Here is an 11,698-nt window from a genome sequence, read left to right on the forward strand (position 1 = left end):
AATGGGGATCGGTGGGGATCCGACCCGCCTGCGAACGGGGGTTCGTCGGTGGCTTGCGGACCTGTGGGCGGACGCGTGGCGGTGGGTGCTGTTCGCCATCGTCGTCGTCGGCGCGGTCTATTTCGTGCTCGATCGGGGCCTGGCCAACGGAGCCATCGACGCCATCGTGATCGGCGTGTTCATGATCGCTGCCGTGATCACGTGGTCGAAACCGATCGCGACGATGCTGATGGCGACGCCCGCGATCTTCATCGTCGAGCGGGTCGGCATGGGCGGCGGTGACCTCACCGTTTCAGATGCGGCGCTCGCCGCCGGCTTCGGGGTCGCCGTGCTGCTCGGGCAGCACGAGCACACACCGCCGATGCGGGCGATGCTGTGGCTGAACCTGATCTACCAGCTCAGCACGGTGTTCACGGTGATCATCAACCCGTTCCAGCAGAACGTCATCGAGTGGGTGCACGCGTGGCTGCTGATCTCGGGAGCCCTGATCCTCGGCTGGGCGATCGGGCGGGCAGGCAGGGCATCCATCGCGATGCGCCTGATCCTCATCATCGGTGCCGTGATCGCGGTTGGCACTGTCATCACGGCGATCATGAATTTCGCGCGAGGCGAGTTCGCCGGTGTGTACCCGGCCTGGCCGTGGCCGATGCACAAGAACTTCGCCGGTGGTGCGCTCGCCTTCGTGGCCTTCGTCGCCTGGATCAACCCCGACTGGGCACATATTCCGCGGCGCTGGGCGCGCATCGTGCTCGTGCTCTGCCTTTTCGCGCTGCTGCTGACCCAGTCGCGACAGGCGATCATCGGCTTCATCGTCGTGATGCTCATCCATGTGCTGCGCCAGGGTGGGGCCAAGCACTGGGTGCTCGCCTTCCTGCTCGCGCTGCCCGGCATCGTGCTGCTCGTGCAGAGCGTGATCGAGCAGGTCGAATCGCAGAACCAGCACAACTCGGTCTACCAGCGCCTCAACTGGCTGCAGGAGGTCTACCATCTGTGGCGCGATCAGCCGCTCGTCGGTCACGGCCTGCGGTACTGGTACGTGCATCCGACCGCCAACTTCCAGCCGCCGCAGGCCGAGCTCGAGGTCATCGCCTCGACAGGTCTCGTGGGCCTCGTCGGTTTCGCGATCATGTGGGTCGGGTTCATCGTCGTGCTCTGGCGAGTGGATCCGCGATTCGGGATGCTGGCACTCGGCTCGGTACTCGCACGCATCGTGCAGGCGCAATTCGACCTGTTCTGGGTCTCGGCGCAGGTGTCGATTCCGTTCCTGATCGCCGGGATCTGCCTGGGCGCACAGGCGTTCGAGGCGGCACGGTCAACGGGAGAATTCGAGTTCGCGGCATCCGTGCCCGTGCGTAAGATCAGATCCAACACTCTGGGGGCCACATGGAACTCCGCGACTATTTCGTAGCACTGCGGCGGCACGCACTGGCGATCGTGCTGCTCACGCTGATCGGGGTCGGCGTCAGCTACGGCTGGGCGAAGCTGCAGACACCGGTGTACGAGGCCTCGGCCAGCGGCTTCGTGAAGTCGCGCGACGTCGGAACCGAAGCGGACGTCGTCGTCGCACCGGGTGCGGAAGACGCGATCGCCAAGGCCAAGGTCGACACCTATCTCGACATGGCGCGGTGGCGCACCGTCGCCGAGCACGCCGCCGCCGAGCTCGAACTCACCGACACCCCCGAGCAGCTCGTCCGGCGCATCACGGTCGAGAACCCCACGCGCACCGCGATCCTGCGCATCACCGCGCAGGGATCGAGCCCTGAGTCCGCACGCGACCTCGCCTCGGCCTGGGTGCGCGGACTCACCGCCACGATCGACGATTTCGACGGCGACGGGACGGAGGGATCATCGCCGGTCACCGTCATCCTCGGAGAATCCGCGGTGCTGCCCGAGGCGCCGGCCTTCCCCGACACTCGCATGGCCGTCGTCATCGGCGGCATCATCGGGTTCGCCGCCGGCATCGCCTTCGCGTTCATGCGTGCATACTCCGACCGGCGGATCCGCGTCGCCGACGACGTCGAGCAGCGACTGGGCGTCTCGGTGCTCGGCGCGATCCCGACGATCTCGGGTCTCGACAAGCACCAGCGGCTCCTCACCGACCTGGACGGCTCGTCGAAGAGCTCGTTCGCAGTCTCGGAATCGCTGCGCGTGATGCGCACGAACCTGCAGTTCATGGATGTCGACCATCCTCCGCGGCGCATCGTCGTCACCAGTGCGCTGCCCGGTGAAGGAAAGTCCACCGTCGCGGCGAACCTCGCGGCGACACTCGCCGCGAACGGCGCACACGTCGTGCTCGTCGACGGTGACCTGCGCCGCCCGACCGTAGCGCGCACCATGGGCCTGGCACACGGCGCCGGACTCACCGACGTGCTGGCCGGGCGGGCAGAGCTCACGGACGTGCTGCAACGGGCGCCGGGTATGCCGGGGCTTCTCGTGCTCGGCGCCGGCACCACCCCGCCGAACCCCAGCGAGCTGCTCGGCTCGGACCGCATGAAGGCACTGCTCGACCAGCTCGCCGACCATGCCACCGTCATCATCGATGCGCCGCCGCTGCTGCCCATCACCGACGGCGCGATCCTGACCCACCAGGCCGACGGCGCGATCCTCGTCATCGCGGCGGGGTCGAGCACGTACGACATCGTCGGCAAGGCGATGGATGCCATCGAGAAGGTGCACGGACGCGTGCTCGGCGTCGTGCTCAACCGTGTCGCGCTCTCCAGCTCGGGGACGCGCTACGGGTACGGGTACCAGGCGCAGCCTCCAGAGGAGGAGCCGGTCGCGAAGACGCCGCGTCCGCGCAGGGGCGGGCGGCAGTCCTTAGGGCCCCGGCGCGCACCGGCCGACCCGGCAGACGCATATCAGGCAGACGAGACGATGTCGATCGAAGACCTCCTGCGCGCGACGGATTCCGTTGAGCCTTCCGAACAGCGGCCCGGCGGACGTGGTGCACCGAAGAGATGATGCGCCTTCCGGCCTCCGCATCGCGCTGATCGCGTCTTCATTCGCGCCGTTCGTCGGAGGCGTCGAAGAACACGTCGCGCGCGTTGCGGAGCAGCTGTCGGCGCGCGGCGACGAGGTCGAGGTATGGACGGTCGATCGGGGAGCGCGGGCGTCGTCGGCAGGTCCGTCGGCAGCTCCGTTCGGCGTGCGCTATCTGCCGACGCCGTTGCCGGCCCGAAGTGCCCCCGACCTGGGCCGGTTCGCACTGCGCGCACCCGGTGCGCTGTCGAAATGGTCGCGGGCGGTGCGCGAGTTCCGCCCCGACGTGCTGTCGGTGCAGTGCTTCGGGCCCAACGGCCTTTACGCGCTCGGCGTTCACCGGCGATACGGGGCGCCGCTGATCATCACATCGCACGGCGAGACTCTCGGGGACGACAATGGCGTCTATGCGCGGTCGGCGCTGCTGCGACGAGGGCTGCGCGATGCGCTCGCCGCGGCGTCTGCGGTGACCGCGCCGAGTGAGTACGTTCTCGGCGACCTGCGAGAGCGGTTCGGGCTGGGGGCGACCGACGGGGTGGTGATTCCGAACGGGGTCGCGGACGTGGGTGCGCCCGCTTCACACGATGCGACGCTACGACAGGCTCAGCGATCTGGGTCCTCGGTCGCGCGTCGTGACGACCTGCTGGTGGCCGTCGGACGGCTCGGGCGGATGAAGGGCTTCGACCTGCTCATCGACGCCTTCGTCGAAGCCGACATTCCGGGCGCCGAGCTCGAGATCGTGGGCGATGGGCCGGAACGCACAGCGCTGCAGGAGCAGATCTCGCGGGTGGGATCTACGGGTCGGATTCGTCTCGCCGGACAGGCGACGGCCGAGGGCGTCGCATCCCGCATGGCGGCAGCGACCGCCGTCGTCGTGCCGAGCCGTTCCGAGGCGTTCGGCATCGTCGGGCTCGAAGCCTGGCGCTCCGGCGCACCGCTGGTGATGACCTCGCGCGGCGGAGCGGCCGAATTCGTCCGCGACGGAGAAGACGGGCTGCTGGTCGACCCGACTGATCGGCCGGCTCTGGCTGCGGCAATCCGGCGGACACTGAGCGATGAGCCGTTTCGTCGCATACTGGCAGCGAATGGTCGTGCGCGCCTGCCGGAATTCGAGTGGGCGCGGGTGGCGGAGTCGTATGAGCGGCTGTTCCGCGACGTGGTCGGTGCCGGGAGCGCGACGTGAAGTATCACGGCGCCGCGCGGCGGCGGCTCAGGCAACTCGGACGCTTCGGATCAGCCCTCGGGCGTCGAACCGCGTGGGGCGGACACATCGTCCCGGCCTTCTGGTGGGACGGGCACCCCAACTTCGGTGACGATCTGACGCCCTGGCTGCTGCCCCGATACGGCCTCGTTCCGCAGTACCGCGAACCACGCGCGGCCGGGCTGGTCGGAGTGGGGAGTCTGCTCGAGTTCCTGCCACCGGAGTTCTCCGGAGCCATCTGGGGGTCGGGACTCATGCGTGATCAACGACATCCGCTGCCTGCGGCATCCGTCCTCGCCGTGCGCGGTCCGCTGACCGCCGAGCGCATCGGCATGCAGGATGAGCCCGCCTACGGGGACCCAGGGCTGCTCGTCGCCCGGCACCGGGCCCGGCCGGACGGCGACGGCAGGATCGCAGTCGTACCGCACGGACACCACCGGCCGCACGTGGGGCTCGCGTCTCTGGTGCAGGCGGCAGGCGACGCCGTGCGGGTCGTGAACGTGCATCAGCGGGCCGGTGCCGCTGTGCGCGAGATCGCCGCGAGCCGGGCGGTCATCACGACGTCGCTGCACGGGCTCATCACCGCTGACTCCTACGGCATCCCCGCCGTCTGGTCCGCGCTCGAGCCGCCTCTCGACGGAGGCGACTTCAAGTTCCGCGACTACGAGGCGGCGGTCACCCAGGGCCGTACGAGGTATCGCGAGTTCGACGCGTCGCAGCCGTTGGAGGAGCTGGCGGCCACGGCCTGGGTCGCCGACGCGGCAACTGTGACGCGACTCAACGACGGCCTGGAATCGGCGATCGGACGCGTGGCGGAGCTGCCGCTGGGGCAGCGGCCGTTTCCGCAGGGGATCGTTTCGGCGCTGCGTGGGTGAGTGAGCGTCAGCGAGTCGAAACCGACTCCTGACGGTGTCGACCGAAGCGGCGCAGCATCCGTCGCGCCGATCGCCTGGCCTCGAGTCGCGCACTCCGAACCGCGGCTCGATATCGATCCGAAATGCGCCAATGCCAGCCTTGCGCCGCGGTGAAGTCGCGGATCTCGCACTCCAGCGGATCGCCCGCCGACAGCACCCTCGCGATGTACGCATCGCGGTGCTCGGAATACGTGGAGTACGTGAAGACGTCCGGGCAGAACTCCTGAAGATGGCCGGCGATCTCCAACGTGAGCATCGCGCGTACGCACTTCGCGCACTTCACCGTCCTCTGCACTCGTGTCATGCCCGAGTTCGCGGAGCTGACTGTCACCGCGGTCGTCGACAGCAACGGCAACAGCATCGGGTCGAGCCGTGCGATCTCGCCGGAGTCATCGACGCGGGCGAAGACGTACGAGATCTCCGATCCCACGTGCAGGTGGCCGATTCCCGCCGACAGCAGATGCGCGATGGAGGCGTTGCGCATGGAGACCGATTCGAGAAAGCCGATGCGGGGATAGTGGGCGTCGAGATAGCTGTCGACAGGTGCGTCACCTGGCGGGATTCGGGCACGTCTTCGCCGCTGAAGTACTCCACGAGCGCCGCGGAGGAATCGACGCCTCCTGAGTACGCCGTGGCGACCCCTGGCGCGTGTGCAGCAGGCAGAGCCACGATGTCGGCAGCGATCCGGATCTGGCGCAGATCAGGATGCTCCATACGCAGCAGCCGGGCTGCACCCGATGGGCGCCGACCGGGGGCGCGGGGTGCGGAGGGAGCCGGACTCGACCTGCTAGTCGCGGTCCCTGGGGCGCAGCATCCGCATGCGTTCGCGCACGGCGCGCGCCGACGGCAGCACGGCCCGTGCCAGCCGCCACGGCGTCCCGCCCGTCGCGGGCACGCCGAACTCCGCCGCGATCGCGCGGGTGATGGGGCGCCCGGCGCCGCCCAGCGCGTTGCCCGAATGGGACTGGCTCGTACCGACTCGGTAGAGTGCGCCGGGGAACGGCAGGTACGACAGCGGCAGGTCATCGTGGATGTGCATGTGCGACCCGAGCCAGCGTTCGAGCAGCTCGCTCTGCTCCGTGTAGAGCTCATCCTGCGTCGCCGTCGCGCCGGCCGCGGTCGGCGGCAGCAGGTCTGCACGCACGATGTGCGAAGACCCGCACTGCAAATGGAAGTCATCGGAGTGGTGACGGACTGCGCGGCGCTGCACGTTCACACGCCATCCGTCCGTGATCGTCCAACCCGGCGCACCGCCCTTCGCCGCGACGAATGCGGTGAGCCGGCGCGAGACGAAGTCATCGGCATCCACGAACATCACGTAGTCCGCGCCGAGTTCCCTGGCGCGAGCCAGTCCGACGGCGTTCTTCGTGCCCTTATCGCGCAGCACGGCGTCGATGCCGGTGCGAGGGGTGCGAGCATCCGACGGTGGCGGAAACGACACCTGCACCTGGTGCACTCGCTCATCATGCGGCAGCTCGACCGGCCGATTCGAGACGATGACGATCACGAAGCGCGGATCGGTCTGACCCAGCCACTCCGTTACCGACTCCCACAGCATGGCCTCGACCGACGCGTAGTCGGTGCTGTTGTGCGGGTGCCGGATGCTGGTGACGAACCCGAGCACGACGTCGTGGGCGCTCATCGCACGGCGTTCCAGATGCGCGCGTGGGCCGCGGCGCTGCGCTCCCAGGTGTACTCCGCGGCATGCGCGCGGCCGGCAGCGACCATCGTCGCCAGAGCGCTGTCGCCCGAGGTCGCCTCGATGATGCCGGCGGCGATGGCTACGGCATCCGGTTCGGTGAGGATCGCGTGGCCGCAGGCGACCTCCGGCAGACTGCTGGTGTTCGCGGCGACGACCGGAACGTTCGCGGCCATCGCTTCGAGCACCGGCAGGCCGAACCCCTCGTACAGCGACGGCACCGCGACGGCGACCGCCCCGGCGACGAGACCGGGCATGAGCTCGTCGGGCAGCCGACCGAGCAGGTGCACTCCGGGCTGGCCCTCGAAAAGGGCAGTGCGCTCAGCGTGCACCGGTCCTGCGAGTGCGAGGCGAAGATCGGGCCGCTCGCGGTGGATCAGCGGCCATGCCTCGGCGAGCGCGTGCAGATTCTTGCGGCGGGCGGCGCCGCCGGCGTGCAGCACATACGGACCGTCGAGTCCGAGCCCCTGCAGGAGCGCCGGGGCGAGCGGCGGCGCATCGAAGTAGCGCGGGTCGACGCCGTTGGGCACGACGTGCGGGTCGGCGATGCCCAGCAACTCCTGCGCCTCGGATGCAGTGAAGGCCGAGACGCAGATGACGGCGGCGCTGCCGCGCAGTTCTTCCGCAGCGGCGGCGACCGGCGCCGACTCGTCGGGAAAGCGCCACGCGACGACGTCGTGCAGCGTCACCACATCTGCGTGCGGGGATGGGGGGAGCTCCAGCGTCATCCGGTGCGACACATCGTCGCCGCGGTACAGCAGCCTCCCGACAGCTGCTCGCGTCGACGCGGATGCGCGCGCCAGTCGCCCCAGCGGCAGCCGCCGGTCACCCGGCAGCGACGACCGCAGTGAGCGCACGGTGTGCTCGCGCACCGTCCACTGGGCACCCGTCGCAGACAGCGCCTGGGCCGCCCGCGACGTGACCTGGTGCTGGTATGCCTGGGCACCCATGGGGGTGTCCGTCACGATCGTCGTGATGGAGAGCTGGGGCATGGGCTGAATCTAGCGTGCCTGTACTGGTCTCGGGAGTGCCGAAGCCGGTCGCGGTCGCTATAGTCGAGGCAGCGCAGGACCAGGGGAGGTTCCGCGCACCAGGGGAATGCACCAGGGGAGTGTGGGCGATGGCGCGTCGGGCAGTGGTCGTCGTAGCGACGTATCGTCGTCCGGAGTATGTTCGCACGTGCCTGCAGCATCTGGGTCGGCAAACCACCGCACCCCGGCGCATCGTCGTCGTGGACGCCTCGCCCGACGACTGCACTCGTGCCGTCGTCGAAGAGTTCGTCGGCGCTCCAGGGTTCCCCGACGTCGAGTACCGCCGCAACGATCTCGGTGCCGGCACGCTCGCGGCATCCCGCGCGATCGGCTCGCACGACGCGATCGAAGACGTCGTGGCCTTCATCGATGACGACGCGTATGCCGAGCCGCAGTGGCTGGCCGAGATACTCGCCGCCTATGAGCCCGATGACGTCGGCGCGGTCGGCGGCCGGGCGAGCAATGGCCGCTTTGGTGAAGAGCTCGAGGGGCACGATCGCATCGGCAGGCTCCTGCCGAACGGACGCCTGACCGGGAACTTCGGCGCCGACCCCGAACGCATCGTCGATGCGGATCACATGCTCGGCGCCAACATGTCGGTGCGCACGCGCGTGCTGGCCGAAATCGGTGGCATCCACGACTACTACCCGGGAACCTGCCTTCGCGAGGACAGCGATCTCGCGCTGCGAGTGCGCAAGGCCGGATACCGCATCGTCTTCTCCCCGGATGCCGCGGTGCTCCACGTCGCCGGTGACTACGCGAAGGGACGCCGATTCGATCGGCGCTACCGGTTCTACGGCGCGCGCAATCACGTGCTGCTGCTGCGCACCACACTCGGGTGGTCCGACCCGCACATGACGCGCTACCTCGGATCGGTCGTGGCAGGCGTCGGACGCGAGGCATTGACTGGCGTGCGTGAGTGGGGTTCGAAGGACTCGGCCGGGGCGCGGATGCGCGGGCTCGGCGGTGGCGTCGTGCGTGCTGCTGTCGATGTGGCCGGCACGGCGGCGGGTCTGTGGGCGGCCGTGCGACCGGTCGACCGGGCCGAGACGATCAACGCGCCGCTTCGTGCGAGCGCCGGAGTGCGCCGTGACTGACATCTCCGCGTCCGCGGAGCACACGCCCCTCGTCAGCATCGTGCTCGCGCTCGGCCACGACAGCGACTACCTCGCCGCCGCTCTGCAGGGCGTGCGCGACCAGACCTTCCAGGACTGGGAACTGCTCGTCGTCGACAACGGCGCGGCGCATCCCGAACGCGTCGAGGCCCTGATCGAGGACGACGCCCGGATGTCGATGATGACGATCGAGCATTCCGCCACGGCGGGACTCGCCCGTAACATCGGCGTCGAGCGCACCAGCGGCGCACTGATCACGTTCCTCGACGACGATGACATCTGGATGCCGGAACGCCTGGCCGTGCACGTGGCGCAGCATGCGGAGTCGCCATCGGCACCGGCCTCCTTCTCGGGCTATCGACACATCGACGCGACCGGGGCGGCGTTCGGGACCGACTGGCGCTCTCGTCAGACGCCAGCGTCCGAGATCCTGCGCGGGACGGCGCCGACGCCGCTCGGCCCGACGCTTATGATCAGGCGTGACCAGTTCCTGGCGATCGGCGGGCACAGCCCGGAGATTCCGATCCTCGTCGACTTCGAACTGGGCCTGCGGCTGGCGTTGCGCGGAGACTTCATCTACATCGACGACCTGCTGGTGCGCTACCGCCGCCACTCGTCGAACATGACCTCGATGGCACCGGACAACGTGCGCCTGCGTCGGCTCGCGATGGAGGACATGATCGACCGCCAGCGATGGGCGGCGCGCGGGCGCGGTGATTCCGAAGTTGCGGGGTACTTCGCCGAACGGCTGCGACGCTACCGCCGCTCGGAGTCGCGGATCGCCGGCGCCGACGCCCCGAGGCAGCTGCGGCGCGGCCGCATCGGCGATGCTCTTCGCAGCAGCGCGTGGGGGCTGCGCCGCGCGCCACTCGAGTTCCTCAGCGGCGTGACCGGCACAGTCACCGCTCGCGCTCGCCGCGGGCAGTGAAACCCGCGCTCAGCGATCCAGGTCAGTGAAATCCCCGCAGCGCCGTCCACTGCGGATCGAGCTGATGCGCATCGGGGGGGTCGTACAGCCTGCTGTGGAACAGCGGCATGACTATCTCGGCATCCGGCCGGATCGCATCCGCAACGTAACCCGCCCAGTAAGTGAACGTCGAGTTCATGCCGATGATGCGTCGCGCGCCGGCCACGCTGAGGAAGTTCGCCACTGGATCGGGCTCGGCGTACTCGAACGTCGCAGAGGCGGGCGCCAGCGGGGCGACGTTCGCGCGGCACCAATCGGCATCATCCGAGACGACGAGCACATCCTCGATGTCGGCGAACTCGGCGAGGGCAGCACGCAGATAGCCGACCTGGTCGAATCCGTAGCGCTCGCGAAGTTCGGGGCGCGCGTAGTAATCGCCGCGTCGCACGTTGATCACGAGACGCCCGGCGGGGGCCAGAGGGATGCCGTCGGCGATGCACTCGCGGATGAATCTGTGCAGCGACTCACGGGTGAAGTCCGAGCCGAACACCTGTCGCCAGTCCCGGTCGTTCCACTCCCGCCGATCGTGGAACCGCAGCTGTTCACGGGGGACCGTCAGTGCGCGCAGCGCGGGGAAAGCCTCGAGCCAGGGCTCCATTCCGGGAGCCGTCAGCACGACCGTCGGCGTGCCGGTTGCAGACTTCTGATGTGCATCCAGCCACAGGTACATCCAGTTGCCGAAGCGCAGGCCGGCCGGCGGCGTCATGATGACGGTACGGTCACCGCGCCGCAACCGATCGGTCGTCACGGCGACGGCCCGCCGCACTCGCCAACGGGCGTGCGAGGAGGCCCGGTTCATGAAAGCGAGGAACGTCGCACGCGGCATGCACGACAGTGTAGGGGTCGATAGCTCCAGGGCCGATGGTTTATGGTTCGAGCGAGGGGAGCGCGCGTGGCAGAGACGATCAGCGTGATCATCGCGACCAATCGCGGTGGTCCGTACCTCGCCGAGGCGGTCGACTCCGTGCGTGCGCAGACGTCTGCGGTGCAGGAGATCGTCGTCGTCGACGACGGCGCGCCGGCAGGGGAGCTGGAGCGCTTCGCGGCCGAGCAAGGGCTGCGGTACCTGCGCTCGCCGGCGAAGGGCGTCTCGGCTGCACGAAACGCCGGCGCCGCAGTCGCATCCGGCGAATGGCTGATCTTCCTCGACGACGACGATGTGTGGCATCCGCGCCGGATCGAGGCGCAGCGCGCCGCTCTGGATGCGAATCCCCGTGCGATCGCGAGCCATACCGGGGGCTGGTACATGGATGCCGACGGTACCGCGTTCGGGAGCGGCTGGCGGGTGCAACAGGTGCCCGCGCTCGACATGCTTCGCGGGGCAGCGCCGTTGCCGCGCATCACCACTCTGCTCGTGCGCCGCGAAGTCTTCGACGAGATCGGCGGGTTCCATCCCGGCCTCCGCATCGGCGAGGACAACGAATTCATCCGCCGGCTTCTGGTGCATGGCGAGTCCGCGGCCGTCGACGATGCACTGGTCGGCTACCGCCGCCACTCCGGCAACGTCAGCAGGCGCATGCTCGACGGACGCCTGAGCGCGCCCCGCTCGCTGCGCCGCCTTCGCGAGGAGGCGCACAGTCGCGGGCAGCGGCGCGTCGTGGCCGCGTTGGACGAGCGCCTGCGCGCGATGCGCCATGAAGCCGCCGATGAGAACCTCGGCGAGCTGATCGCCGCTTTGCGTCATCGCGACGGCGCCTATGCCCTGCGTCTGGTCGGCTACGTGTTGATGACACCCTGGTCGTCAGCGCAGGCAGTGGCGCGCCGCATCCGCTCGTGACCTGACCCGGAACTT

Annotated in this window: 11 protein-coding genes; 7 read left to right on the top strand and 4 right to left on the bottom strand. The window is 69.1% G+C overall.

What is annotated here, in order from left to right; genetic code table 11:
- Position 1 precedes the first annotated feature (1 nt).
- Genes HDC95_RS00120 through HDC95_RS00135 form a run of 4 tightly spaced genes read left to right on the top strand, consistent with a single transcriptional unit; the run spans position 2 to position 5,055 of the window.
- Positions 2-1,408 carry an O-antigen ligase gene (locus tag HDC95_RS00120; protein WP_259061162.1) on the top strand — a complete coding sequence of 469 codons (1,407 nt, stop codon included), beginning with the start codon at positions 2-4 and terminating at the stop codon, positions 1,406-1,408.
- Entirely contained in the window at positions 1,384-2,961 is a 1,578-nt protein-coding gene (locus tag HDC95_RS00125) for a polysaccharide biosynthesis tyrosine autokinase (protein WP_259061163.1), read from the top strand. Before HDC95_RS00120 ends, HDC95_RS00125 begins: the two co-directional genes overlap by 25 nt.
- Positions 2,945-4,162: a glycosyltransferase family 4 protein gene (locus HDC95_RS00130; protein ID WP_259061164.1), complete on the top strand. Its 1,218-nt coding sequence runs from the start codon at positions 2,945-2,947 to the stop codon at positions 4,160-4,162. Before HDC95_RS00125 ends, HDC95_RS00130 begins: the two co-directional genes overlap by 17 nt.
- On the top strand, positions 4,159-5,055 hold the full coding sequence (locus HDC95_RS00135) for a polysaccharide pyruvyl transferase family protein (protein ID WP_259061165.1): 897 nt from the start codon (positions 4,159-4,161) through the stop codon (positions 5,053-5,055). Before HDC95_RS00130 ends, HDC95_RS00135 begins: the two co-directional genes overlap by 4 nt.
- A 7-nt stretch (positions 5,056-5,062) precedes the next feature.
- Here HDC95_RS00135 and HDC95_RS00140 read toward each other — a convergent pair whose 3' ends face one another.
- The 3 genes from HDC95_RS00140 to HDC95_RS00150 all read right to left on the bottom strand — a co-directional run bounded on the left by HDC95_RS00140 (position 5,063) and on the right by HDC95_RS00150 (position 7,785).
- Positions 5,063-5,578 carry a hypothetical protein gene (locus tag HDC95_RS00140; protein WP_259061166.1) on the bottom strand — a complete coding sequence of 172 codons (516 nt, stop codon included), beginning with the start codon at positions 5,576-5,578 and terminating at the stop codon, positions 5,063-5,065.
- Positions 5,579-5,881: 303 nt separating this feature from the next.
- On the bottom strand, positions 5,882-6,736 hold the full coding sequence (locus HDC95_RS00145) for a hypothetical protein (RefSeq protein ID WP_259061167.1): 855 nt from the start codon (positions 6,734-6,736) through the stop codon (positions 5,882-5,884).
- Entirely contained in the window at positions 6,733-7,785 is a 1,053-nt protein-coding gene (locus HDC95_RS00150; protein WP_259061168.1) for a glycosyltransferase family 1 protein, read from the bottom strand. Before HDC95_RS00150 ends, HDC95_RS00145 begins: the two co-directional genes overlap by 4 nt.
- Before the next feature lie 14 nt (positions 7,786-7,799).
- Here HDC95_RS00150 and HDC95_RS00155 point away from each other — a divergent pair, with 14 nt between their 5' ends.
- Complete coding sequence (locus tag HDC95_RS00155; RefSeq protein ID WP_259061169.1) at positions 7,800-8,921, top strand: glycosyltransferase family 2 protein; 1,122 nt, start codon at positions 7,800-7,802, stop codon at positions 8,919-8,921.
- Complete coding sequence (locus HDC95_RS00160; RefSeq protein WP_259061170.1) at positions 8,914-9,867, top strand: glycosyltransferase family A protein; 954 nt, start codon at positions 8,914-8,916, stop codon at positions 9,865-9,867. The genes HDC95_RS00155 and HDC95_RS00160 overlap by 8 nt, the downstream gene beginning before the upstream one ends.
- Positions 9,868-9,889: 22 nt before the next feature.
- Here the strand turns inward: HDC95_RS00160 and HDC95_RS00165 are convergent, their stop codons facing one another.
- Positions 9,890-10,732: an alpha-1,2-fucosyltransferase gene (locus HDC95_RS00165; RefSeq protein ID WP_259061171.1), complete on the bottom strand. Its 843-nt coding sequence runs from the start codon at positions 10,730-10,732 to the stop codon at positions 9,890-9,892.
- A gap of 66 nt (positions 10,733-10,798) precedes the next feature.
- Here HDC95_RS00165 and HDC95_RS00170 point away from each other — a divergent pair, with 66 nt between their 5' ends.
- Positions 10,799-11,683 (top strand): glycosyltransferase family A protein, encoded by an 885-nt coding sequence (locus tag HDC95_RS00170; RefSeq protein ID WP_259061172.1) that lies wholly within the window; start codon positions 10,799-10,801, stop codon positions 11,681-11,683.
- The last annotated feature ends 15 nt before the right edge of the window (positions 11,684-11,698 follow it).

It is taken from the genome of Microbacterium sp. AK031 (assembly GCF_024807145.1).
Taxonomy (GTDB): Bacteria; Actinomycetota; Actinomycetes; order Actinomycetales; family Microbacteriaceae; genus Microbacterium.

Bases quoted from the DNA above. Each gene is read 5' to 3' on its own strand.
- HDC95_RS00165 (WP_259061171.1), bottom strand. From the start codon at position 10,732: ATGCCGCGTGCGACGTTCCTCGCTTTCATGAACCGGGCCTCCTCGCAC.
- HDC95_RS00145 (WP_259061167.1), bottom strand. From the start codon at position 6,736: ATGAGCGCCCACGACGTCGTGCTCGGGTTCGTCACCAGCATCCGGCAC.
- HDC95_RS00150 (WP_259061168.1), bottom strand. From the start codon at position 7,785: ATGCCCCAGCTCTCCATCACGACGATCGTGACGGACACCCCCATGGGT.
- HDC95_RS00140 (WP_259061166.1), bottom strand. From the start codon at position 5,578: ATGCGCAACGCCTCCATCGCGCATCTGCTGTCGGCGGGAATCGGCCAC.
- HDC95_RS00120 (WP_259061162.1), top strand. From the start codon at position 2: ATGGGGATCGGTGGGGATCCGACCCGCCTGCGAACGGGGGTTCGTCGG.
- HDC95_RS00125 (WP_259061163.1), top strand. From the start codon at position 1,384: ATGGAACTCCGCGACTATTTCGTAGCACTGCGGCGGCACGCACTGGCG.